The organism is Calothrix sp. NIES-2098, assembly GCF_963875125.1.
In the GTDB taxonomy this organism is placed as follows: domain Bacteria; phylum Cyanobacteriota; class Cyanobacteriia; order Cyanobacteriales; family Nostocaceae; genus Aulosira.
In genome coordinates this window covers 8,241,830-8,265,618 of record NZ_CAWNKJ010000001.1, presented here as the reverse complement: position 1 = coordinate 8,265,618, position 23,789 = coordinate 8,241,830, and the positions used below count along the sequence as shown (strand labels likewise).

Below are 23,789 nucleotides of genomic sequence, written 5' to 3'. Positions count from 1 at the left end.
GTGGGTTTTTCAAACATCTGTTAAACATTTATTCAGAGGCTCTCATTAATGCTGTCGCTGGTCAGTATGAGATATTTATCTCTTAGGTTTAAGACTCGACCTTTTTTAGAAGCTCAAAAGCTCATTTTGCCGAACCATTTGAGCAGGGGAATCGTGCTGTTCAGTTTAATTGTGTTGTGTGGTTGTACGGCTACTGAAGCACAGTCCAATAACCAAAAAGGCAAAAATCAGCAGCGTGCTGTACCTGTTGTAGTAGCGACAGTAACCCGTAAAACTATACCTATGGAGTTACGACAAACAGGAACAGTAGTAGCTTACTCAACTGTCGGCGTAAAGTCGCAAGTTGCAGGGCCGCTGACAGGAGTTTATTTCCAAGAAGGTCAGAATGTTAAAAAAGGTCAACTGCTGTTCAAGATAGATTCTCGACCGCAGCAAGCCGCCTTAATGCAAGCGCAAGCTAATAGAGAAAAAGCGATCGCGCAGGTAAAACAGGCGCAAGCTAATCTTTCTAAAGCGATCGCGCAAGTTAATCAAGCCAAAGCTAATCTCCTCAAAGACCAAACCCAAGCGAAAAACGCCCAAGCCCAAGCACAACGCTATGGTACGCTTTTCACTCAAGGCGCGATTAGCAAAGAGCAAGCAGAACAGTTTAGTACTGCATCTGATGCTCAAAAAGCCACAGTAATCGCAGATAAAGAAGGTATTGCCAACACCATTGCCGCAGTTGATGCTGCAAAAGCCGACTTAAATAATGCCAAAGCCGAAGTTAGCGCAGCCGAAGCCGCAGTTGACAGCGCTAAAATCGCACTTTCTTATAATTCAATTTTTTCCCCAATTAACGGGCGTACAGGCAGCTTGAAGGTGAATCAAGGCAACTTGGTAAAAGAGAATGATACCAACCCCTTAGTCACAATCAGTCAAATTAGCCCAATTTACGTCACCACTTCCCTACCGCAACGCCTACTGCCAGAACTTAACAAATATCGGGCACAAGGAAAAATAGCAGTAGATGCTTACATTCCCAAAGACGAACAGCGTCCCGAACATGGCGAACTGTTCTTTGTAGATAGTGGTGTAGATCCCACAACCGGAACTATTCAACTTAAAAGTAGCTTTGCCAACAGCGATGGACGCTTATCACCAGGTCAATTTGTCAATGTAGTTGTCCGGCTAACACAAGAACCCAACGCCATAGTTGTACCAACCACAGCCATCCAGACAGGACAACAAGGGCAGTTTGTCTATGTATTGAATCCTGCCGACCAAACCGTAGATATGCGTCAAGTTGTCGTCGGTAACGCAGTTGGGAACGAAACAGTGATTCAGCAAGGGCTAAAAGAAGGCGAACAAGTCGTCACTGACGGACAATTTAACCTCAGACCAAAAGCCAAAGTGCAAATTAAACAGCCAGTAGGCACCAGACAGGGGTCAGGAGGCGCTAACCAAGGAAATCAAAACCCCTCACAATAACCTTTAATTTGTAAATATTTATACTTTTTTGTCAGTTGTCCTTTGTCATTGGTCATTTGTTCTTCTCCCCCTTGTCTCCCCACACTCCCCACACTTCCCACCCTCGCTGCTCCCTGCTCCCTGCCCCTCTGCATTCCCCAATATGAACATCTCTGCACTATTCATCCGCCGACCGATCATGACCACACTCGTGATGCTAGCCATCATGCTGTTTGGTTTGATGAGTTATCAATTGCTACCAGTAAGCGACTTACCTACCGTAGATTTCCCGACAATTCAGGTGTCAGCTAGCTTACCGGGAGCTAGTCCTGAGACCGTAGCTTCGTCGGTAGCAACGCCATTAGAGCAGCAATTTTCGAGTATTGCTGGTCTGGATTCAATGAATTCTACGAGTTCTTTAGGTTCGGCACAGATTACGCTGCAATTTAACTTGAGCCGGGATATAGACAGTGCAGCTCAAGATGTGCAATCTGCGATCGCCAAAGCAGCGCGGCAGTTACCAACTAGTATGCCTAACCCGCCATCCTACCGCAAAGTCAACCCCGCAGATTCACCTATATTATATGTAGCTTTAAACTCCACAGCACTGCCATTGTCAGAAGTGGATAAATACGGAGAAACAATGCTAGCCCAGCGTCTTTCAATGGTTGATGGCGTAGCGCAGGTACAAGTTTATGGTTCGCAAAAATACGCCGTGCGGATTTATCTAGACCCCCAATCTTTGAGTGCTAAAGGATTGGGAATTGATGAAGTAGCAGATGCAATTTCTAAAGGCAATTCTAATTTACCTACTGGTAATCTTTACGGACAAAACCAAAACTACACTATTGAATCAAATGGACAATTAAATAACGCCGAAGCTTATAGTTCTTTAGTAGTTGCTTATCGTAACGGTGCGCCAATTCAATTAAGAGAATTGGGTAAAGTATTTGATAGTGTCGAAAACGATAAAGTCGCCAGTTGGTTTAATGGTAAGCGGGCAGTTGTTTTAGCGATTCAACGCCAACCAGGTAGCAATACTGTCGCAGTTGTAGACGCAATTCAGAAAATTTTGCCCAGCTTCCGCGAGCAAATTCCGGCGGCGATAGATATGGAAATTCTCTATGACCGTTCCCAATCTATTCGCGAGTCAGTAAATGATGTCAAATTTACCTTATTCCTCACCATTTGCTTAGTAGTTTTAGTAATTTTTCTATTTTTACGCAACATTTCAGCTACCATCATTCCCAGCTTGGCTGTACCTTTATCGCTAGTAGCAACCTTTGGGGTAATGCTATTACTTGGTTATTCACTGGATAACCTTTCATTGATGGCGCTTACTCTCGCTGTTGGCTTTGTGGTAGATGACGCAGTAGTAATGTTAGAAAACATCGTGCGTCACATGGAAATGGGCGAAAATCGAATGCAAGCAGCCCTGAACGGTTCCAAAGAAATTGGTTTTACCATTTTATCAATGACAATTTCCTTGGTAGCTGTTTTCATTCCTATTATGTTCATGGGTGGTATTTTAGGAAGGCTATTCAGCGAGTTTGCAGTTACTATCAGTGTCTCAATTTTAGTATCTGGATTTATTTCTCTCACCCTGACACCGATGCTTTGCAGTCGTTTTCTGAAGCATGAAGGTGAGCATAAAGATCCAAATCATGGAAATATTAATGGAAGCAATGTCCATGCTTTCTCTAACGACGAGCATTTTCATGAAGGCAATGGCCATGCCATATCTAACAATGGACATTTTGAGAATGATAATGGTCATGAAATATCCAATGATGGACATTTGCAAGCAGAAAATAGCCACGACCTATCCAATGATGGTAACGGACATCAAATAAATAAACCCAAAAAACAGAAAGCTAAAAATTGGAAACGTCGCCTTTATAATGCTTCGGAATGGGTATTTGATACGATGCTGCGGGGTTACGAAGCAACTCTCAAGCTATCAATGAAATATCACCGCACAACGATGATACTTTCGGGCGTAATTTTGGTTGCAACAATATATTTATTTGTTGTTGTTCCCAAAGGCTTCATTCCCAATGATGACACCGGACAGTTAAGCGTCAGCACAGAAGCGGCTCAAGATATTTCCTTTGCTGAGATGGTGAAGCATCAACAAGTCGTAGCCAAAATTGTACGTCGCAACCCCAATGTTGAATCCATTAACTCTAGTGTCGGTGCAGGTGGAGCCAACGCCACAGCTAACTCAGGACGCATATTTGTCAAATTAAAACCCCATTCTCAACGCCACAAAAGCGCCGATGAAGTAGCAGAAGAACTAAGACCGAAACTAACTGGAATACCAGGAATTAGAGCCTTTGTGCAAAACCCGCCATCTATCCGTTTGGGCGGACAACAAACAAAAGCGCTATATCAATTTGGACTCTCTAGCCCAAATTTACAAGAGTTGTATCAATATGCGCCAGCTTTAGAAGCAAAATTGCGACAAATGCCAGAATTGCAAGATGTTAATAGCGACTTGCAAATCAAAAATCCTCAAATTAACGTCCAATTTAATCGCGAACAAGCAGCAACTTTTGGATTAACAGCGAATCAAATTGAAAGCACACTAAATAACGCCTATGGTACTCGTCAGGTTTCCACAATTTATGCATCTGACGGTCAGTATCAAGTAATTATGGGAGTAGACCCACAATATCAACTAAGTCCCAACGATCTTGATTTATTAACAATTCGTTCTAGTAGCGGTCAAGAAGTACCATTAAATGCAGTTGCAACTTTGAGTAAAGGAGTTGGGCCATTAACAGTTAACCATTCTGGACAGCTTTCTGCTGTGACTATTTCCTTTAACCTCAAACCAGGAGTATCCCTTGGTAGCGTTACTGGAACTATTGAAAAGTTAGCTCGTGAAACATTACCTGCAACTATTAGTACCAGCTTCCAAGGTACAGCGCAGGTGTTTCAATCTTCGCTTTCTAGCTTGGGATTTTTGCTGTTAATTGCGATTGCGGTAATTTACCTTGTGTTAGGAATTTTGTATGAAGATTTTATTCACCCAATCACAATTCTTTCTAGTTTACCTTCAGCGGGATTTGGTGCTTTGCTCACCTTGATGCTATTTGGTGTTGATTTAAATATCTACGCTTTTGTGGGCATTATTATGCTAGTTGGTATCGTTAAGAAAAACGGCATTATGATGATTGATTTTGCAATGGATGCCCAACAAAACCAAGGTAAAACGCCGTTTGATGCCATATATGAAGCTTGTGTGGTGCGCTTCCGCCCGATTATGATGACCACAATGGCAGCATTGATGGGTACTTTACCAATCGCACTCGGTTTAGGTGCAGGTGCAGAATCTCGTCGTCCTTTAGGTTTAGCTGTTGTGGGTGGGTTATTATTTTCTCAACTACTAACGCTTTACATTACTCCTGTGTTTTACACCTACATGGAATCCCTGCGGAAGCAGTTGAAGAAAAACGATAAAAAGCAGAAGCAGAAAGTTAGACAGGAGAAAGAAAAGGCTGAAGTATTATAGTCTTGTAAGGTGGGCAATGCCCACCCTACGAAGTACTATAAAGTGCGATCGCACCCTAAGCTAATCTCAAACTTTACAACTACGTTAATCAAATTAAACTGTAGGGTGTGTTATCGCTTTAGCGAAACGCACCATCAGCAATTCTGGCTGTAGACACAATTGAATTGCTTTATTATTCTCTAATCCATATTACTCAGAAAATAAACCAAGTAAACTTATTATTAATGTTATTTTTATCCCACAAGCACCAAAACATGGTAAATGTCCCTTTGGTGCTTTTATGGAGAAGTTAACTTCATCAAACCATAGAGGTGTCTTTTCCTCAAAGAATAAATCTGCATTAAACAATAATATCTTACGTAAAATTTTAGGACGCAACCATCCTACTTGCTCTCCAAAATGACGCAAAGTATTTTCATTTGTCTCCTGTGCTCCTCCAAGATTTTGCCAAATTCTCTGCTGTACACTGAAGCCAAAGTGCTGATTACTATATTTAAGCCAGAGTTCATCAATAGCGCGAATATCTACGTAAGGAAACTTATTAATGTCTTCTATGTATAGTGTACCTTGCTTCTCTCTATTACTTATTTTGAGCATGACATTTAAAGTTTCTTCATTAGCATCTTGCCATCTTCTAGCTATGAGTAAATTTTCGAGTCTTGTATAATCAACTCCGATTGTTGGAATATTAGAGCAAACCTGTACACGATAATAAGGTGGTACTGTTGGCGATGATTTAAAATATTCTGGAGTAGTGTTGATATTTAAAGCTGCTATTACTTGTTCAGCAGATTGATAGCGTTCTTTAACATAATCCTGAAGCATATTGTCTAAAACTTGTACCATAGTAAGAGTAATACTAGTGTTAGGTGGTAAGCGTTCTCTCCATATCCATTGAGCTTTCAAAGCATCATATAGCTCATCATAAATATCTTCTTTAGGCAAACAATTGGTTAACAACCTAATACAAGTCACGCCTAAGCTATAAAGGTCACTTGCTGGAAAAACTTGACCACGTATTTGTTCTAATGGTGCATATCCAGGTGTACCAATTGTAGTTCCTACTTGGCCAAGTATTGTTCGCGTTGCTTGTTTAGAAACACCAAAATCAATTAACATCAATTTGCTATCATATTGACGACGCATGATATTTTCTGGTTTGATATCGCGGTGAATTACTCCTCGTTCATGGATAAATTGAAGAACTGGTAATAAATCAGTCAAAAGTTGAATTATCTTTTGTTCGCTAAAAACTCCCTGCTGTTGCAATTCTTCTAGTAAATTGTGCCCTTCAATAAACTCTTGTACGAGATACAAGCGCTTATCCTGTTCAAAATAAGCAATGAGGCGGGGGATTTGGGGATGCTCGCCCAAATCATACAAACGCTTCGCTTCTTGCTTAAATAATTCCGTTGCTTTCTCTAATGCTGATGTTCCTTGCACTTGTGGAAAAAATTGCTTAATCACGCAAGGTTCATCCATCCTATCTGTATCCCTAGCTTCATAAGTCTTGGCAAATCCACCCTCACCCAAAAGCCTAATCACGTGGAAGCGATTGCGGAATAGTGGTGTAAGTGTTTGTCCACACTGAATGCAAAACTTATTTCCGTCAGGATTAAAGGTATTTGAACAATTAGAATTGGAACAGCAAAGCATATCTGAGAATCTATCAGTAGATTGTGATATTTTCAGTTTTCCCAATTCTGCTTGCTGGATGGGTAGTGTTAATTAACTACTGTCGCCCCAGACAGGAAATTGGCGCTTTCATGCAGGAAACACTGGACAAGGTGCTTGTTCTTGTAAATTCTCTGGTTTACTCCATGTGAAAGGAGCTTTTTGCGCCGCAGACATCTACAAAAACCGCTTGACTCGTGTCATCGCAACGTAAAGTAAACGGTACTGTTCAGCACCTGTACCACAACCCAAATCTAGAATTCTTGTTGGCTGAGACTTAATTGCACTAATTAACTGCTTGCGAATCCAAGTTTCATTTGGTGGAGAAGCAAAAGCTGTCACAGACTCGTAAGTCATCGCTGCTACCGAATTTAAATAATCACCTTCAATCCCGTGAAAATTCTGGCTGCTGTAATAGTTAGGATAAATTAAGTTTGCTTGACGCCAGACATCGCACTCTTTGTCCCAATCGATAGTTTCATACCAGCGTAGTTTTTCATCTCCAACTAGTCGGCGAAGCAGCGACTTGAGAAAAAATCGCCCAATTGGGTTATCAATTATTGAAATAGCAACCTCACTTCTTGCGATCGGTCAAATATAGCAATCTCAAATCATTTGTGGGAAACTACTTAAAAGAATCACAAATCAAATATAATTTCTATATCATGAATTTCCAAGCTATAAAGCAAACAATTTCACCTATTATAAAAGTTATATCTATAGTTTTAATAACTAGTGCGATTGGCTTAGAATTATGGAATATTTATGCGATCGCAAATAATATTTCAGTACCCAGCAGTCTGAATCCAATTTTTTGGATTGAGCGCTTTGCTGTAAGCTGTCATTTAGTTGAGGCTGTTATAGCAGCTTTTTATGCACCTTCCAAAAATAAGTTGCCAATACAATATGCTACTTACACTTTTTTTGTTGGTACGCTTGGGTTATTAGAATTATTTGAGCGACAAGATAAATAAACCAATTTATCATACAGGATTTAAGGTTTCAAATGATTTGAATACACATTTTGTAGGGTGGGCATTGCCCACTCTAATAGTAAAACTTTTCTTCACTTAGGTAGTCACTGAACGTAGTTTAGGGTCAGGAATTTGACGCCCTAATCTTTGAGCAATTTCTAGCCATTCTTGCATAATGATTTGGACATTTTGTAGTGCTGCTTGATAAGTTTCCCCATCAGCAGCACATCCGGGTAGTTCTGGAACTTCGGCAATAAATGCTTGGTCTTCTTCGCTCCAGTAGAGAATTATTTCATAGCGAAGGTTCATTTTTAATTCCTATCTGGTACTTCAGAATGACTGCACGCACTAGTTTCACTTGGTAGGCTTTAGCTTTGCCTTTTTTATGTTGTAGGTTTAAGATTTCTTGGATATCTTTTTTGGTAAAGATATAATTTCCACCACGAATTTGCTCATCAAAGCCTAGTCTGTTTAATAGTTGCCATAGTTGAGCGAAAGGGATTGCTGTATCAGAAGTCCCCGCTAGGATTTTCGCTAAGATTGGGTCTGGTTGACTCACGTGTTTGAGAATGTTTAACTGCTTCTATAGTCTCATATTTATTTGAGAGTGTCTTGCTGTTTTGATAAATGTAATACAATGCTACTTGCAAACACTCAATGTCTCACAAATCTACATTTATTTTTGCAGATGAGTTTGCTTTTTGTAAATTGAACTGAGAGTAGGAGAAGGTAAAGATGAATTTGATATTTAACGCAGCTTAATCACTCCGAAAAAATAAAAATCACATGAGGTTTTGAAGTTGGTATCGCTGTGCATCAGGGAGTGAATTTTTTAAACGCAGAGGAACAGTGAGAAAGGCGCAGAGGTACGCAGAGTATTGATAATGCCAATTTGCTAGTATGACTATTTGACTTTTTACATAAGTTAGAAATTTGGATATTAACCACAGATAAATAAGTTTTTATCTGTGGTTAATTTTTGTCTTGATTCGGGTTTTTGCAAGATGTCTACTATATTCGCAAATTGTCATCTTTGCCATCCCCACCTACTAAGGTTGGAGGAAGGCTGGTTTTAGCTTGGGAGGCATTTTTTAAAGCAGCCCAGCTACTAGCAATTGGCATTCGCCAACCCGTACCAAAAGCGCGATCGGTGATTTTTAAGCCTGGGGGTGCTTGTCGGCGTTTGAATTCGGCACGGGCAAGCATTTGGACAACTCTGTCTACGATTACTGGGTCGTGTCCGGCAGTGACTATTTCGGCTGCTGATTGGTGTTTGTGAATCAGGCGTTCTAAGATGTCATCTAAAATTTCATAGGGTGGGAGAGAATCTTGATCGACTTGGCCTGGTTTGAGTTCAGCGCTGGGTGCTTTGGTAAGGACATTTTGCGGAATGATTTCGCCCTTACGGTTTAACCAATGGCAAATTGAATAAACACGAGTTTTAGGAACGTCTGCAATTACTGCTAACCCGCCATTCATATCACCATAAAGGGTACAGTAACCAACCGCCATTTCTGATTTATTGCCGGTAGATAAAAGCAGATAGCCGAATTTATTAGCGATCGCCATTAATAAGTTACCCCGAATTCGCGATTGCAGATTCTCTTCAGCAATGCCAAACTCTGTGCCAGCAAATAACTCCGCTAAGGTGCGATCGAAGGTTTGCATGGGTTCGGCAATTGGTAAGATAGTAGTTTTTATACCTAAATTTTCCCCTAATGCCAAAGCATCGCTGATGGAATGTTCGGAACTGTAGGGAGAAGGCATCAAGACACCGAAGACATTTTCTTTACCAAGTGCAGCCACAGCGATCGCAGCTACTAATGAGGAATCAATTCCCCCGCTTAAACCCAATACTACTTGAGAAAATCCACACTTACGGGCATAATCGCGCACGCCTAAAACCAAAGCCTGCCAAATCTCTTCGTCTTCAGACTGAAATAAGGGTGCTAATTTACCTGTCTTAAAATCCCGTTGTTTTTCGTCAAATTCAACTATTACTAAGTCTGCTTCAAATCCACGGGCACGAGATACAGTTTCACCTTGGCGATTTAAAGCAAAACTGCAACCATCAAATATCAAGTCGTCATTGCCACCGACTTGGTTAGCATAGAGCATCGGCTGTTGAAAACGTACCGCGCTATGCTTGAGCATGAGTTCTCTAAATCTCTGCTTGCCGACAGTGTAGGGTGAGGCAGACAAATTCACAATCAAATCGACACCCAAAATTGCTAAATCCGCGATCGGGTTGACTGCATAAGTGCGTTTGCCCCAAAATTCCTCATCATTCCATAAGTCTTCGCAAACAGTGACACCAATATGGATATCATCTAAGGTGAAATAGTTAGCTTGTAACCCTGGTTCAAAATAGCGGTATTCGTCAAATACATCATAAGTAGGTAAAAGCCGCTTGTGAAAAACTTGCTTTACCTGTCCGCCAAGCAATAAAGCAATGCTGTTAAATAAAGACTTACCGCCTGTAGAATGGGCTTTGAGATTTTCTTCTACAGTTCCTACCAAAACAGCTAAATTTGGCGGTAAATCTCTCGCCAATTGTTTCAGGGTAGTATTCATCGCCTCTACAAAACTAGGATTTAGTAATAAATCCCTTGGAGGATAGCCGCACAAAGAAAGTTCTGGCGTTAGTAGCAACCGCGCACCAGATGCTACTGCTTTTTGCGCTGCTTGCAGAATTTGTTGGGCATTACCTGTTAAATCACCAATTTTAGGATTAAGTTGAGCGATCGCAATTTTCATAAGTTTAGGGTCAAGGGTCAAGGGTCAAGGGTCAAGGTCAATAGTTAATGGTCAATGGTCAATGATTTTGACTTTTGACTCTGGACTCTTGACTTTGCAGTTAAATAAATACCAAAGGCTTATCCTTAAAGGGTGCAAAAGCTTCGGCGTCAAATTTATACAAACTCGCCGGACGACCAGCACCACGGGATACCTTAATTCCGGTATCGCACAAAAAACCTAACTTGAGTAGACGCGCCCGAAAATTAGAATAATCAGAGAAGTTTTCGCCTAAAACTGTGGTGTATAACTGATATAAATCATTTAAAGTAAACATTTCTGGTAAAACTTCAAAAGCTACCGGACTGTACTCCAATTTGTTGCGCAGCCGTCTGTGTCCGTAAGCTAAAACTTGATTATGGTCGAAAGCTAATTGAGGTAATTGTTTCACAGGATACCAAGCTATACCAGTGACGCCATCGGCAATTAGTTCTGCTTCTTCAAACCGCACTAGGGCAAAATAACTCACCGAGAGATAACGCACGCCATAACTATCAGTGGCTTCTCGCGGATCGCGATTCGGGCCGCCAAAGGTATATAACTGCTCTAAATAGAGATTGTTCACGCGGATTTTTTCAGCCATGATTCGATAGGCAGCATCTTCTAAAGATTCGCCTTGACGAACCAAAGTACCGGGAAGACTCCAAGAATTTAAAAATGGCTCCTGTTGTCGCATCACCAGAAGCACAAGCAATCGATTTTGGGCGGTATCTACAGAAAAAATTACATTATCGACACCAACTTTAAAATCAGCCAAAGGTTGTTGATTTACCGGAGTTGGAAACTTTTTGTGGTTGCGTCCTGGCATTTGTACAAATGCTCTCGATTAATATAAGCGACGATAGAGGGGGTAAGCGCTTGGGAATCTCCATGTTCGCGATAGGCTGTTGAGGAAATATCTAGTCCAGTCAAGCTGGCGATCGCAATTTTCCCGCCTAGCTTTTGCACTCCCTCTAAACTAGACTCATCTATCGCATATCCCGGTCGCGGCACTACTAATAATTGCACTTGCCGCAACAAATCTTCAACTTGATACCAACGGGGTAGTTGACTCAGTAAATCTGAACCAATGACCAAAGTATACTCAGTATCTTCACCCCAACGAACTTTCGCTTTTGCGACTGTCTCTAGGGTGCGGAAACTACTTAGTTCCTGTTCTAAAGCAATATTGTGCTTTGATGTCTGGATATCCGCAATCAACAATTGCAACATTGCTGCCCGATGTCTTAATACTGTTTGATGGTTTTTAAAAGGATTATCCGCCGCCCAAACCGCTACCCAATCGTAACGCTCAGACAACCAACTAAGAATCTCCTGATGTCCAGCAGTTGGTGGATCGGCACTAGTACCAAACAAAGCAATTCTCTTCATCTTACTTCTGTGCCTCTGCGATTCGTTTGTGAGTTTGTTGTGTCAAATCTTGCAACTCAGCAGAAATCTCTACATTTACTGATACAGGACGATCTAATCGCCGTGTTTCTGGCAGTAGACTAGCGACTGAGGCGGCGGTACGGTGGCGAATTGTTGCCAAAGACTCTGGCGGTTGCAGAGGTTTCCCTTGTTTCATCACCAGTTGCAACAAAGGTTCTTCACCCAAAGGCGTTTCTATAGCTAATCCCAATCTATCTACTTTGATTGTGCCTTCAGAGAACGAGCGAAAAATTTGCTTGCGTCCGGGATAGGTAGCTTTGTCACGGGATTCTTTCATGACAGGGATACCATCAATTTCGACAAGTTTGTAAACTCCATTGACAGGCTTACCTGTAACTAGTCGCGTTCCCAATCCATAGCCATCAATTTCTGCACCCTCTGCTTTTAATCTGGCAATTTCCCATTCATCCAAATCGCCACTAGCAAAAATTGTCACATTAGGAAGAAGCGATCGCACTTGTTTGGACAAACTCACCAAATCTCCAGAGTCTAGCCTGACTCCAGTTAAATGCATTTCTCCGGAATTGACTTTTTCGGCTAATTTTTGGGCAGCTGCGATCGTATCGTAAGTATCAATCAACAATGGCGCACCCGGAAAATATCGATGAAAGGCGCTAAAAGCTTGTGCTTCAGTACCTTCCATTGCTGATAGTGCCATAACCAAGGCGTGAGCCATCGTACCACTTGGCTTTTGATTGAGTTGTAGTGCGGCTAACACATTAGAAGTTGAATCCAACCCTCCTGCTAAGGCCGCCCGCGCCGCCCACAACGAACCTTGGGGACTAAATGCCCTTCTCGTACCAAATTCTAAAAGTGTTGCTTGTTCTCCGGCTACATCCCTAATTCTTGCTGCTCTGGTGGCAATTAAGGTTTGATAATTAATCGTATTTAATAAATAGGTTTCTACTAACTGTGCTTGCCAAAGCGGCGCTTCAATCCGCAAGAATGGCTGATTGGCAAACACGGCGGTTCCTTCTGGTACTGCCCAGACATCTCCAGTAAAACACCCTTCGGCTAGCAACGACCAAAAGCGATCGCTTGCATGGCTAAAAATTCCCGTCGCTTGCAAAGCTGCTATTTGTGAGGAACTAAAACGCAATTTTTCTAAATATTCCAAGGCTTGGGTTAGCCCCATCGCAATTAAATAGCCAAAATCTTCTGGTAACTTCCTCACAAATAACTCAAAGCTGGCTGGTTTCTGTTCTACACCTTCACCTGTATAACAAGCAGCCATCGTTAGCTGGTAAAGGTCAGTCAAAAGGCTGTAATCAACAGCCGCAAAATTTAGTTCCTGGTTGGGGTAACTTTGCTGTTGTTGATGGTTTGGATATATCTCCAAGTCCGGGAAAGTAGTCATACCGGAGCGTCCTTACAAGAATGCTTGTTATATTTATGGTAGTTTTTACCATAAATATTGTCAAGTCTTATTTAGCCGCTTCGATTTTTGGGGATAAACGAACAGATTAATCGAATTTTCACACTTTATTTAATATTTTTTAATAGTTATAGTTAACAATATAGAAAGTTACTGGCTAGAAGTATAATGAAATGTAACGATAGATTTTTTTTAAATTAGCAGCATCTTTGTGAGAGCAGTTTAAAAAAATAGGTGTTTACAATTAGAATTAAACGCAGAAGTTGAGCCTGCAAAGAAGCTTAAGTATTGCAAACATATCTGTAAAAGCATTGCAGAGGTTGTTGATATATTGAGGATTTAAGCAAGCGCAGAATAACAGAACTAAAGTATAGACATCAGCAATTAAAGCAACTCTAAAAAGGGGTTAAGATTATGGCTATTTCCAGAATCATCGCTAGCATAACCCAGTTTATTTCTGAAGCTGCAATGCGGATTTTTGGCCCTAATGATGATGCTTATCCTGCGATCGGTGTTCAACCATTTACAGGCGATCCTTACAAAAAAGGTATGGCAGATTATTGGTAAATAATAGATTAGTCATAATGAGATATTTCCAAATTAATAAACTAAAGGCGTGAGTAAAAACTCACGCCTTTTTGTTTAATAATGTAGAGATGCAGTAGGCCAACCCCTTCAGTAAATTCTAAATAGAGAATTACCATAAATTTTGGGGCTTGTATTCTTTTTTGAATTTTACCTAAGTTGAATAGGAACTTAACAAAAGTCAAATTTTAATTTAGGTAGTGCAGCATGATAATTAAAAGCTAATTAGAGTCTCTCATCAGGGCTATAGCAATGTTTAAGGTTGAGTAGACTTTTCTAGCAGAGCTTTTTGTTGCAACCAATCTTTGCCCACTTGGATACTAATATCAGAGGCGAGATTACCGGTGCTTTCCACGCGTACTTCACCAAATCCTAAGGTATCGCGAATGGATGCGGCGCTATTGCCATCACCTTGTTGAGCAACAATATGAGTCACATCGAGAGGTTCGCTCCAAGGCTTAGATACATAAATATTGCGATATCCAGCTTTTTCCAACGATCTGATTAAAGGTCGTAGAGTAGCAGAATCGCTACCTGTGCTATCTTGAATTGCTACACGCACAGAACTTGGTTCAATAGTTTGTTGTTCTTGTGCTTGTTCTGATTCCACGCCATAATGTTTTGCCATTAATTTGGCGATCGCACTTCTATTTGGCAACCAATAGCTAGCATCAAATTCACCTTTCTCGCTAAAGCGACCAGGTACCATTAACATTTGCATATTTGAGCGATTGGTACGCGCCCCAAAACCCACTAGTGCTGCCAACTCTTCAACAGTCAAGTTAGTATCTATGTGTTCTTTAACTACATCAAGCACTTTTGGCAATCTAGCTACAGTTCCCAGATTAAGTGACTGATCCATCAAAGCACGGAGTACCATTTGTTGCCGCTGAATCCGTCCTATATCTCCGAGTTCATCATGGCGAAACCTTAATAATTGCAGTGCTTGATCGCCATTAAGATGTTGTTTACCTGCCTTCAAATTGATGTACAAATGCTGGGAATCATCTTGATACTTCATATCTTTGGGAACGTAGGCTGTCACCCCACCCAGAGCATCAATTAATTTAGCAACTCCCAAAACGTTAATCCGGATATAGCGATCGATTGCTACTCCATTTAAGAGATTGCTGACAGTTTTTGCAGTTAAGGCAGGCCCGCCTTCGAGATTGGCGTGATTAATTTTTTGCATTCCATGCCCTTCTATTTCTGTGCGGGTATCTCTAGGAATAGAAAGCATGATCATTTTTTTTGTCTCTGGATCGAATTTGATCAAGAGCATGACATCGGAAAGACCATCAAAGGAGTTTACCTGAGGCAAGTACTTCAGATTTTTAGTTTCGGCGGGAGGATTTTGAATATCTGGTGGAAGTACGCTCATTCCCATAATTAAAATATTTACAGGACGAGTTAATTCTGAAAATCGCAACCCACCTCCAGAAATGCGATCGCCATCGAATACTGCTTCTTCTTGGGGGCTAAGTTGGGCTTGTTGCAAAGGCGTACTAGTCAAAGAAACTGCTAACAGTGCCCCTGCTGTAGCTGAAACCATCGCAATACCGCTCATACCCACCCAAAACCATAACCAACGTCCTGATTTAGAGTTTTGGGCAATTTTCTTGCTAGCTTTGGAGACCTTTGCTGATGGGTTTTCTTCCGCCGAAGTTCTTTGAGTGGTCACAGATATCCTCACACTTAACGATCGAATTGGTACATTTGCAGACTAATAAATATGCAGACAAATCAAACCATACTAGCTAATTCTTAATTATTAGTGCTAACTTTTTTATTGTTGTGTCAACCACAACACTTATAGCAGTCTTTTTCTGTTTTTTCGATAAATTGGATGATGTGTTATTGCAGTATGACAACAATAAACGACTTTGACCAGATCTCTGAAGATATAATCTTTAAATCTGGCAAAAAATTAAGTAAAACTACTGGCCTAATTATCACCCAGCATTTAAGATAAATACTTGCCAACTACTCGCTCGGCAAAGCGGCTAAACCCTGGCAAACGGCTAGATTTGCCCTGAATAATCCGAAAAATTAACCAAAGACTTATCAAAAAGTACCCAGAAGTCAAAAAGCTATTGAGGATTAACAGTCGCATTCCCAACAATTCTGAATTCTCAGCCCCGGTTGCTAATAACAGATATCCCAAAAACCAGGTAAATGCCAAAGTAATAGACAGGCGACTTGCAGCTAGTTGTTCCCGACTTCCTTGATGGCGATAGAGAGTCCACAAAGAAGGGAAAAAGCCAATCACTGGAATTAGATAGATCAGCAGCTGGGTTTTAGGGGTGGCTGAGTCTAGGAATTGGTCGTGGGGTTGTCCCCCTTCTCCCCAGTCCCCGCGATCGGATGCCGACGAATTGTGATTTGATTGAAAATTTTCCATTTGGTTGATTCTAATCCTAAACTAGGAGGATGAATGAGAGTGATGTAGTTAGAGATAATAAGCTGTAAAGAAGGATTTTTATTTAGTTCTATCCTGTAATCGGCTAAAGATGCAGACACGCAAGCTACTCGACTGGTGGGAAACACTAACACCCATAGCGCGGATCGGAGCGATCGCGTTATTTATTCCGCTGTTAGTACTTAATGGTTGGGCCATTTCGTCAATTTTTAATTATTTCCACTCCTTGATAGTCATTTTAGTCGGAGCCTCAGTGCTAGCATTTCTGCTCAACTACCCCGTTAGCTGGATGGAGCGTCACGGTGCGAGGCGAGAGCCGGTTGCTATTTTAGTGTTTTTATTGGCTTTATCAATTTTATTAGCCTTGGGTGTCACCCTGTTTCCGCTAGCCCTTACCCAAGCACAGCAACTAGTGGCTCGCTTACCGGAGTTAATTGACTCAGGACGTTCCCAGCTGATGCTGTTAAACGAGAAAGCAGAAGTTTTTGGCTTACCGATCAACCTGGATGCGCTAGTCGTGCAAATTAACGATCGCGTCAAGGGACAATTGCAAGCGATCGCCGGACAAGTTCTCAATCTAGCTGTAGTCACAGTCACTAGTTTGCTAGATTTTGTCTTGACGATGATTTTGACTTTCTATCTTTTACAGCATGGCGGTGAACTCTGGCAAAGTTTAGTAGAATGGCTACCCTCAAAATTTCGCGAGCCTTTCTCCCAAACAGTACGCCTGAGCTTTCAAAATTTCTTTATCACCCAGCTGATTTTATCTACCTGTATGGCATCAGCTCTCATTCCGACATTTTTGTGGTTGAAAGTGCCATTTGGTTTGTTATTTGGCTTAACTATTGGCATTATGGCCCTCGTCCCCTTTGGCGGTTCTGTCGGGATTGCCCTAACTACCTTATTAGTGTCGCTGCAAGATTTCTGGATGGGGGCTAGAGTTTTAATGGCAGCAGTTATCGTCCAGCAAATTTTGGAAAATTTAATTGCACCCCGGATTTTAGGGAGTTTTACAGGTTTAAACCCAGCTTTAGTAGTAATTTCAGTTTTAACAGGGGCGAGAATTGGGGGTCTTCTAGGTGTAATTGTCGCAGTACCCACTGCTGTGGTGATTAAAACCGCTATCAGTGTCATACGTCCTGCGGCACTGAATGGCGATGCTGATGAATATGCCAATTCTGGGGAAATAGCTGCAACCGTTGCACCAGAAGCATCCCCAAAAGCTGAAGCGAAAAATCCCCTGAGCGTATCTGAAGCTACATCACCGTAGTGAAAGCAGGGAGTTCTGATGGAAAAGAGGCGAGAAGGGAGACAAGGAAGACAAGGGGGCAGTGGGAGATGAAATACTTGACCTTTGACCTTTGACTTTGGACTCTTGACCAATGACAAATGACTATTGACTTTCCTACTCTGGGTTCATAATTGAACCCATAAACAACACGCTACCTGTTTGATTATCCCGAATAGCACAAAAGAAGGGGCGGTCAACAATCATTTTGAATGGTTCTGGCTTTTGCATAGCAGATGTTGGCACTATTCCTACGGAAGTTGCGGCGGCTGCTTCAGTACCTTCTTCGTTGACTTCCACAAAAGTTTTATGCTTCACCTGGCTAATTGCAAGGTTTTTACCGATACCAGAGAAATTAGCTTTATTGGTAAAAGCCTCTTCCATACCTAAAGCTTTTAATGCATCGTTGAGGGTAACGTCGTAGTCAGTTTTAAACCGAGGTAAACGAATCAATCCTTCCCGCCGCCGGAATTGAGCCATCCATTTTTCCCAGTTCTCAGCATTTAAGTTCTGGTAGAAAGCTTGCAGGTTTGAGTTTTGTTTAGGCAGAAAGATATATAAGCTAACTTTACCATCTTTACCATAAGGTAAGCTTAGTGCCTGAAATTGTTCATTTTCTTGATATCGATAGTCGCCATCTTGCGACATCATCGGGTGTTGTTTTTGCTGTCCAGATGCTAAGTAAAAAGGCAATGTAGCAGTTTGACTTTTATCAAATTCGTTGCTCCATTTTCCCTTAAAGTATATGGCATTAATCAGAAATAGCATTTGATCTGGATCGATTCTATCAACTATTTTGTTGATTTTTCCTTGCGTATTATCTTTGACCCAGTTATTGATAGTATTAGGTGCTGCCGCATCTTGAAAATTTAAATTCGTTACCTGAGCTTTATAGAATTCCTGGTTTCTCTGAAGAAAATCTGGCTGTAAGGTGGCATCTTTATTAGCCCACAGCGAGTTAGCAATAGTCAGTTTGACGTTAGCATCAGGATTTTCTAATAGCTTCTTCAATGCTGTGTAAGATGAGTTAATTTCTGACAAACTCATACCCTGTAATTCTAGGGTTTTCGCCATAGCTTTTTGTGTAGAGCCGCTTGCCCCATTGTAGGTCATGGCTAAGGCGATCGCTACACTCGAAGGCGAAACAAAAATGTTCTTTTCACCACTTTCGTGTTTCAGAACTTCTGAAAATAGTTTGAAGCCAAATTTATTGTTAGCATTAACTAATTTTGTATCCGGGGTAGCGGTTTTTTTTGGCAAGGGTAACTCGGAATTAGGCAAACGAGATTGGGCTAGTGCGCTCGTATCTCCATTAACCTGAGAACAGCCTATTACACCCAAAAGCACAACGCCAGCAGCCGCTAGCACATAACGTCTTCCTAACCGAACACCGTAACGTCTTTGCAGGAAATTTTCTTTCACACCACTAAATTTCTGCTGATTCATTCTGCCACCTCGTTCGCCATAGATTTTTTAGCCGTCTTTTAAGATCGACGCTAATGACGTGTTAATTGTTAACTATGGCATTTACAAAGGCAAAACTAATTGGCGGTTACAGTTTTGGTAACAGTAAATAATTTGCTGAAATTCAACAGAACTACTATCAGCTACTCATAGTTTATTGAATAGTTAAGATAAATAGATGATGATTAATTAGTTCCTAATTTTTAGATAACCGTATTTTAAACTACAAAATAACTCAACGATCGCTTGGCATTGAGTTTGTAGTAATCAATAAATTCTTATAATTTGGTTTTGAATTGTGTGCAAAGCTTATCTAGCTCAAGGTACACTTTGTTGAGAATAAACTTTTGTACATTCTATCCCCCAACAAGTATAAATACTCCTTTCTTATCGCTCAATTTCGCATCGATAAATGCATTTGAAATTCTTGACACATCTAATATTTTACTCATTAGCAGATATTGGCTATAAAAGTATGTTGGGTTAGACCCCTCATTATATTTGAAAGCACTAAAGTACTGAGGCAAAAATCGTGATAGGAGGACAAGGGAGAAATGACTTTTGACCCTTGACTCTATTTATTTTCTCAATTCCCCAATAGAACTAACAGGTACAGTCCACCAAGCTAAAGCATAGGGTTGAGTGGCTTCGTTGACCTGTTGGCGCATTTGGACGCGGATTTTGTAATTTCCATTAGCAGGAACAGGGCAAAAAATGTGTTCTACACTATCAACTGGACTAATGGATGAGCAAACAGTACCAGCATCTGGATTTTGAGCATCAGTTTTGACCAGATAGAGGTCGAGGTTATTTAAACCGCGATCGCGGAATGTATCTCCGATATCATAAAGCTCATTTTTATTTTTATCGTCGAGTTCTACCAAGCGATCCCACGCTAAAGTAATCGCTACAAAACTGCCTTGTTTTAAAGGTTTTGCTAGGGCATATTCTACAGGTGCAAGCGTATCTACTGTCCGGTAATCCCAACCAATAGCAGGTACAGCAGCTGATGGTTGCCATTGACCTGCGCTAAATTGCTGATAAGCGCGAAATGCATTCAAATGACCGGCTCCCATTTGCGCATCTAAGGGAATTTTTGGATCTTGATAAGCATCAGAACCTAGCCAGTCTTGATTTTGTTTATCAACAATTGTTCGGGTCATTCCTAAGCGCAAACCATCACCGCTATCTTTCAACTTGTCTGCGGAATTGAGCAAGACAGCTTTCATAACCTGATGACGGCGAGAATCGATACTCCAGTGAAGTTGTTTAGTGCGCAACTGGCGATCGCCATATTCCTGCAATAAAGCAACGGTTCCTGTAACGTGAGGTGCGGCAAAACTTGTACCCGTAACCTTATTGACTTTGCCATCTGGATTGAGCAAAGGAATATTACTACCAGGTGCAACTAAACTGATAGCACGACGTTCACCAACATTAAATTCCTTTCCCGCTAGCCTACCACCTACTCCCAGGTAAGCGCCTGCGAGATTAGAAACGTCAACTTTATTAAAAATCCCCTCTCGGCGGGATGAAAAAGCCACGTTCACTCCATTAAAATTATCTGTAGGAATAGGAATTCCACCTTTCCCCTGGTTGCCTGCGATCGCATACACGACATCATGAACGCGACTAGACCAATCAATACAGAGGGTAAGCAAAGCATTGCCATCTAAAATAGCTTCAGGACGCGGATCGCGATTTAGCGGTTCGCCAAAACTAAAATTAATGGCACGAATATCACCACCATTTTGTAATGCAATGTGTTGTGCTGATAAACACTCTTCTGGTTGTCCCATGTTTTTGGTAGAGCCAACAGCCGAAGAATACAATCGCGCCTCAGGAGCAACTCCCGGCCAAGCTTTGTCTTTACTGACCATTACACCAGCAACATTATAAGCGTGAGAGTCAACACCACTATTTGATTTAGCTGGGCCATTACGTAAGAAAACTCCTGCTAAGGATACAGCACGATTTTTAGACACTGCTTTATCCCAACCAAACATTCCCGGACGACCAATTTCTACCTGACCAATGGCAATCTTACGACCGCTTAAATTATAAGGAGGTTGATGTAGCCTCAGAGCATCAATACCGTTGGTTCCTAAAGAAGTTTGTAAAGCTGAGGCTAATACTGGCGCACTCAAACAAGAAGCACTCAATCCCCAAAATAGCCAAGTTAGTTTTTTATACATAGTTAAAGTCAATAGTCATTTGTTATTTGTCATTGGTCGTCCTTTTCTTCCTTATCCCTTGCTTTCTACCTCCCTTACTCATCCCTCATCTCTCATAAAACTAAGATCAAATTTATGAGCGATTGCTAAATATTTTGTTACAATGCTTACAGACGAGGATGCTTGAAAACCCACTAACCATGACCCAAAACGTATCTCAAAAGCCCATTGTAATTGCTCCGTCTATCCTATCAGCCGATTTTAGCCGTTTAGGTGATGAAGTTCGCGCTGTTGACGCGGCGGGAGCAGATTGGATTCATGTTGATGTAATGGACGGTCGTTTTGTACCTAATATTACAATAGGTCCTCTGGTTGTGGAGGCGATTCGTCCGGTGACAACGAAGCCATTGGATGTCCACTTAATGATTGTGGAGCCAGAAAAGTATGTAGAAGGCTTCGCTAAAGCAGGTGCTGATATTATCTCAGTACACGCCGAACACAACGCTTCGCCGCACTTACACCGCACACTCGGACAAATCAAAGAACTAGGTAAAAAAGCCGGAGTGGTACTCAATCCTTCCACACCTTTAGATTTTATTGAGTATGTACTGGAACTCTGCGATTTAATCTTAATTATGAGCGTCAACCCCGGTTTTGGCGGACAAAGCTTTATTCCGGCTGTAGTTCCCAAAATTATTAAGTTGCGTCAGATGTGTGATGAACGCGGACTCGATCCTTGGATTGAAGTAGATGGCGGACTGAAAGCCAATAATACTTGGCAGGTTTTAGAAGCTGGAGCTAATGCGATCGTTGCTGGTTCAGCTGTATTTAACGCTCCCGATTATGCCGAGGCAATTACAGCAATTCGCAACAGTAAACGTCCTACACCAGAACTAGCTAAAGTGTAATCCATATTGAATTAATGGCGATACACGAAAATAGGGTGGGCAATGCCCACCCTATTTTTTTACAGAGGCTTGTAATATCTGAATTTTGATAAAAAATTTCTCAAAGATTCAGGCACTGACAAACTTTTTATATTATTATCATCTACTGATTCTTGCCCATGAAGTTGCTTTCCAAAAACTAAAGAATAAAGCTGCGGACACTAAAGCTCCAAGATTCCATTTAACAGAACTCTTGAGTAAGCTTTGACGTTGAGAAGCTTCAGTCGCTTGTGCTTGATTCTTAATTTGTGATTTAGCTTTAGAAACCTCTGACAAAATTTGAGTTTTTACTTCTTGGGTACTTTTACCATCTGATGAACGACCTTGCGATCTCAATAATTGATTGATTTGTTCTGGTGTAGCTTCACTGAGTCTTTGTTCTACCTGTTCCGCTTGGGATAGTTGTTGTTTGGATACATTAGTAATTTGTGCTGCATTTTGTTTACTGAGGCGAACAGTGTTACCAATTCCTAAAGGTACAAGTAACAAAAAGACTATAGCCAACACTAAAGTTAACCAAGATAATAGCTTGACGCTAAGGAATTCCCATTTGTTTCGGGAATGCATTTCGCCATAAAATATCAGCGCTAAACCAATTAAAGGTACGGGTACGCGTTCCACCATTGCGCCAAAAGTTTGAAATTCCCACACTGGATTCATAAATCTTGGCGGAAATAGCATTTCAGCGACATCGAACAATGCTAATAGCAGCAGTCCGTAGCCAAGCATTCGCAAAATTTTGGTTGAGCCTACTTGGCTAAAAGCAAACTCTTGTAATTCTTGTACCAAACCGGGAATGAATTTATCGCTACTTGATTTAGTCATGTTTCTAGCACAATAAAAAAGACAGATCGGAAATCAGGAGAATTTTAGGTTTTGATCGAGGCTTTGCCGTTACTAATTCAAATAAAACTAGAATTTTTGCAAAACATTCCAGTTATAGAAGTTGGCAAGATACCTTTTTAGATACAACCTTTGTATAGCTTTTTCCTCTATATCCTCCTACCTAGGAGGAACAGCATTATAGTCTGCATGAAAACTAGAGACTATGTAAATACGATCTTTAAACGACGCCACAGTATCCGATACGCGCTGAGATTGTTCTGGTTTTGGCTTATTGATACTCGGAGTCAGAAACACCTTCACCAAAACGAAGATGACACCACCTAAAGTCATCGCCAAAACTATGATTCGCAGTTGTTTCCACAGAGTCATCACCTTTACAACCCAGCTATATCCTAAAATTGGTCATTTCCCACCACGCGAGCAGGAAAGGTAGAAAGACACCAAAATCAGCACCGCGATCGCTACTAGTGGAAAAGTATAAAAGCTAATGGTAGTTTTACCCTGGTAAAGCCCTGACAAACATTAATTTTTTATTGCCCCTACTGTCAGCGATAACACTGTATGAACTATCTCATCTTTGTTTCGCCTTGACTGTATTGGTAATTTTCCGTAATTATCCTGAAAAAACCGTAATTATCATTACGTGATAAGTATTTATAATCAAGGATTTTAGCGGGTCTTAATCAAATCTTTAATTTTTTGATATTTTATCAATTTACTGGATTTTAGACTGCAAACCAGATGAAATCAGGATGATTTAAGGAAAGCAGGTTCTCTTTTTGTATAAATTTTGTGTAAATCTATTCTTAAAGTCGTTAAGCTACGTATTCATTGACGCTCAGATTCAGTA

20 protein-coding genes are annotated in these 23,789 nt (G+C 41.0%); 6 read left to right on the top strand and 14 right to left on the bottom strand.

What is annotated here, in order from left to right:
* Window positions 1-153 precede the first annotated feature (153 nt).
* Both AACU33_RS34755 and AACU33_RS34750 read left to right on the top strand, forming a co-directional pair.
* On the top strand, window positions 154-1,470 hold the full coding sequence (locus AACU33_RS34755) for an efflux RND transporter periplasmic adaptor subunit (RefSeq protein WP_339376449.1): 1,317 nt from the start codon (window positions 154-156) through the stop codon (window positions 1,468-1,470).
* A gap of 142 nt (window positions 1,471-1,612) precedes the next feature.
* The gene (locus AACU33_RS34750; RefSeq protein ID WP_096594789.1) at window positions 1,613-4,966 is read left to right on the top strand and encodes an efflux RND transporter permease subunit; all 3,354 of its coding nucleotides are present in this window, start codon (window positions 1,613-1,615) and stop codon (window positions 4,964-4,966) included.
* Between the two features lie 189 nt (window positions 4,967-5,155).
* Here AACU33_RS34750 and AACU33_RS34745 read toward each other — a convergent pair whose 3' ends face one another.
* Window positions 5,156-6,667 carry a serine/threonine-protein kinase gene (locus AACU33_RS34745; protein WP_339376448.1) on the bottom strand — a complete coding sequence of 504 codons (1,512 nt, stop codon included), beginning with the start codon at window positions 6,665-6,667 and terminating at the stop codon, window positions 5,156-5,158.
* Window positions 6,668-6,817: 150 nt separating this feature from the next.
* On the bottom strand, window positions 6,818-6,997 hold the full coding sequence (locus AACU33_RS34740) for a hypothetical protein (RefSeq protein WP_339376537.1): 180 nt from the start codon (window positions 6,995-6,997) through the stop codon (window positions 6,818-6,820).
* 308 nt (window positions 6,998-7,305) lie between these two features.
* Here AACU33_RS34740 and AACU33_RS34735 point away from each other — a divergent pair, with 308 nt between their 5' ends.
* Window positions 7,306-7,614, top strand: coding sequence for a hypothetical protein (locus tag AACU33_RS34735; protein ID WP_096594787.1), 309 nt, complete (start codon window positions 7,306-7,308; stop codon window positions 7,612-7,614).
* Between the two features lie 96 nt (window positions 7,615-7,710).
* Here the strand turns inward: AACU33_RS34735 and AACU33_RS34730 are convergent, their stop codons facing one another.
* The 6 genes from AACU33_RS34730 to AACU33_RS34705 all read right to left on the bottom strand — a co-directional run bounded on the left by AACU33_RS34730 (window position 7,711) and on the right by AACU33_RS34705 (window position 13,198).
* On the bottom strand, window positions 7,711-7,923 hold the full coding sequence (locus tag AACU33_RS34730; RefSeq protein ID WP_096594786.1) for a type II toxin-antitoxin system HicB family antitoxin: 213 nt from the start codon (window positions 7,921-7,923) through the stop codon (window positions 7,711-7,713).
* Window positions 7,907-8,173 (bottom strand): toxin HicA, encoded by a 267-nt coding sequence (locus AACU33_RS34725; RefSeq protein WP_096594785.1) that lies wholly within the window; start codon window positions 8,171-8,173, stop codon window positions 7,907-7,909. The genes AACU33_RS34730 and AACU33_RS34725 overlap by 17 nt, the downstream gene beginning before the upstream one ends.
* 452 nt (window positions 8,174-8,625) lie before the next feature.
* Complete coding sequence (locus tag AACU33_RS34720) at window positions 8,626-10,371, bottom strand: NAD+ synthase (protein ID WP_096594784.1); 1,746 nt, start codon at window positions 10,369-10,371, stop codon at window positions 8,626-8,628.
* Window positions 10,372-10,471: 100 nt separating this feature from the next.
* Entirely contained in the window at window positions 10,472-11,218 is a 747-nt protein-coding gene (locus AACU33_RS34715) for an NUDIX hydrolase (protein WP_096594783.1), read from the bottom strand.
* Window positions 11,179-11,781, bottom strand: coding sequence for a nicotinate-nucleotide adenylyltransferase (locus tag AACU33_RS34710; protein WP_096594782.1), 603 nt, complete (start codon window positions 11,779-11,781; stop codon window positions 11,179-11,181). Before AACU33_RS34710 ends, AACU33_RS34715 begins: the two co-directional genes overlap by 40 nt.
* A gap of 1 nt (window position 11,782) precedes the next feature.
* Window positions 11,783-13,198, bottom strand: coding sequence for a nicotinate phosphoribosyltransferase (locus tag AACU33_RS34705; protein WP_096594781.1), 1,416 nt, complete (start codon window positions 13,196-13,198; stop codon window positions 11,783-11,785).
* Between the two features lie 432 nt (window positions 13,199-13,630).
* Here AACU33_RS34705 and AACU33_RS34700 point away from each other — a divergent pair, with 432 nt between their 5' ends.
* Window positions 13,631-13,783: a hypothetical protein gene (locus AACU33_RS34700; protein WP_339376447.1), complete on the top strand. Its 153-nt coding sequence runs from the start codon at window positions 13,631-13,633 to the stop codon at window positions 13,781-13,783.
* A gap of 274 nt (window positions 13,784-14,057) precedes the next feature.
* On the opposite strand, the gene AACU33_RS34695 is transcribed toward AACU33_RS34700, so the two are convergent.
* The gene (locus AACU33_RS34695) at window positions 14,058-15,482 is read right to left on the bottom strand and encodes an LCP family protein (protein WP_096594780.1); all 1,425 of its coding nucleotides are present in this window, start codon (window positions 15,480-15,482) and stop codon (window positions 14,058-14,060) included.
* A gap of 282 nt (window positions 15,483-15,764) precedes the next feature.
* Window positions 15,765-16,202 carry a hypothetical protein gene (locus AACU33_RS34690; protein ID WP_096594779.1) on the bottom strand — a complete coding sequence of 146 codons (438 nt, stop codon included), beginning with the start codon at window positions 16,200-16,202 and terminating at the stop codon, window positions 15,765-15,767.
* A gap of 109 nt (window positions 16,203-16,311) precedes the next feature.
* On the opposite strand from AACU33_RS34690, the gene AACU33_RS34685 reads away from it, so the two are divergent.
* Complete coding sequence (locus AACU33_RS34685; RefSeq protein WP_096594778.1) at window positions 16,312-17,490, top strand: AI-2E family transporter; 1,179 nt, start codon at window positions 16,312-16,314, stop codon at window positions 17,488-17,490.
* Window positions 17,491-17,625: 135 nt separating this feature from the next.
* Here the strand turns inward: AACU33_RS34685 and AACU33_RS34680 are convergent, their stop codons facing one another.
* Entirely contained in the window at window positions 17,626-18,954 is a 1,329-nt protein-coding gene (locus tag AACU33_RS34680; RefSeq protein ID WP_096594777.1) for a serpin family protein, read from the bottom strand.
* A 596-nt stretch (window positions 18,955-19,550) separates the two neighbouring features.
* On the bottom strand, window positions 19,551-21,167 hold the full coding sequence (locus AACU33_RS34675; protein WP_096594776.1) for a S8 family serine peptidase: 1,617 nt from the start codon (window positions 21,165-21,167) through the stop codon (window positions 19,551-19,553).
* Between the two features lie 179 nt (window positions 21,168-21,346).
* Here AACU33_RS34675 and rpe point away from each other — a divergent pair, with 179 nt between their 5' ends.
* A complete protein-coding gene (rpe, locus tag AACU33_RS34670) occupies window positions 21,347-22,054 on the top strand; it encodes a ribulose-phosphate 3-epimerase (RefSeq protein ID WP_096594775.1) in 708 nt (235 codons plus the stop codon).
* Window positions 22,055-22,192: 138 nt separating this feature from the next.
* Here the strand turns inward: rpe and hpsJ-A are convergent, their stop codons facing one another.
* Entirely contained in the window at window positions 22,193-22,918 is a 726-nt protein-coding gene (gene hpsJ-A / locus AACU33_RS34665; protein ID WP_339376446.1) for an HpsJ-like protein, cyanoexosortase A-associated, read from the bottom strand.
* A 177-nt stretch (window positions 22,919-23,095) separates the two neighbouring features.
* Entirely contained in the window at window positions 23,096-23,308 is a 213-nt protein-coding gene (locus tag AACU33_RS34660) for a hypothetical protein (protein WP_096594774.1), read from the bottom strand.
* Between the last annotated feature and the right edge of the window lie 481 nt (window positions 23,309-23,789).

Coding starts and splice junctions, on each gene's coding strand:
- AACU33_RS34750 (WP_096594789.1), top strand. CDS start 1,613: ATGAACATCTCTGCACTATTCATCCGCCGACCGATCATGACCACACTC.
- AACU33_RS34740 (WP_339376537.1), bottom strand. CDS start 6,997: ATGACTTACGAGTCTGTGACAGCTTTTGCTTCTCCACCAAATGAAACT.
- AACU33_RS34735 (WP_096594787.1), top strand. CDS start 7,306: ATGAATTTCCAAGCTATAAAGCAAACAATTTCACCTATTATAAAAGTT.
- AACU33_RS34730 (WP_096594786.1), bottom strand. CDS start 7,923: ATGAACCTTCGCTATGAAATAATTCTCTACTGGAGCGAAGAAGACCAA.
- AACU33_RS34720 (WP_096594784.1), bottom strand. CDS start 10,371: ATGAAAATTGCGATCGCTCAACTTAATCCTAAAATTGGTGATTTAACA.
- AACU33_RS34715 (WP_096594783.1), bottom strand. CDS start 11,218: ATGCCAGGACGCAACCACAAAAAGTTTCCAACTCCGGTAAATCAACAA.
- AACU33_RS34710 (WP_096594782.1), bottom strand. CDS start 11,781: ATGAAGAGAATTGCTTTGTTTGGTACTAGTGCCGATCCACCAACTGCT.
- AACU33_RS34705 (WP_096594781.1), bottom strand. CDS start 13,198: ATGACTACTTTCCCGGACTTGGAGATATATCCAAACCATCAACAACAG.
- AACU33_RS34700 (WP_339376447.1), top strand. CDS start 13,631: ATGGCTATTTCCAGAATCATCGCTAGCATAACCCAGTTTATTTCTGAA.
- AACU33_RS34690 (WP_096594779.1), bottom strand. CDS start 16,202: ATGGAAAATTTTCAATCAAATCACAATTCGTCGGCATCCGATCGCGGG.
- AACU33_RS34685 (WP_096594778.1), top strand. CDS start 16,312: ATGCAGACACGCAAGCTACTCGACTGGTGGGAAACACTAACACCCATA.
- AACU33_RS34680 (WP_096594777.1), bottom strand. CDS start 18,954: ATGAATCAGCAGAAATTTAGTGGTGTGAAAGAAAATTTCCTGCAAAGA.
- AACU33_RS34675 (WP_096594776.1), bottom strand. CDS start 21,167: ATGTATAAAAAACTAACTTGGCTATTTTGGGGATTGAGTGCTTCTTGT.
- rpe (WP_096594775.1), top strand. CDS start 21,347: ATGACCCAAAACGTATCTCAAAAGCCCATTGTAATTGCTCCGTCTATC.
- hpsJ-A (WP_339376446.1), bottom strand. CDS start 22,918: ATGACTAAATCAAGTAGCGATAAATTCATTCCCGGTTTGGTACAAGAA.
- AACU33_RS34660 (WP_096594774.1), bottom strand. CDS start 23,308: ATGACTCTGTGGAAACAACTGCGAATCATAGTTTTGGCGATGACTTTA.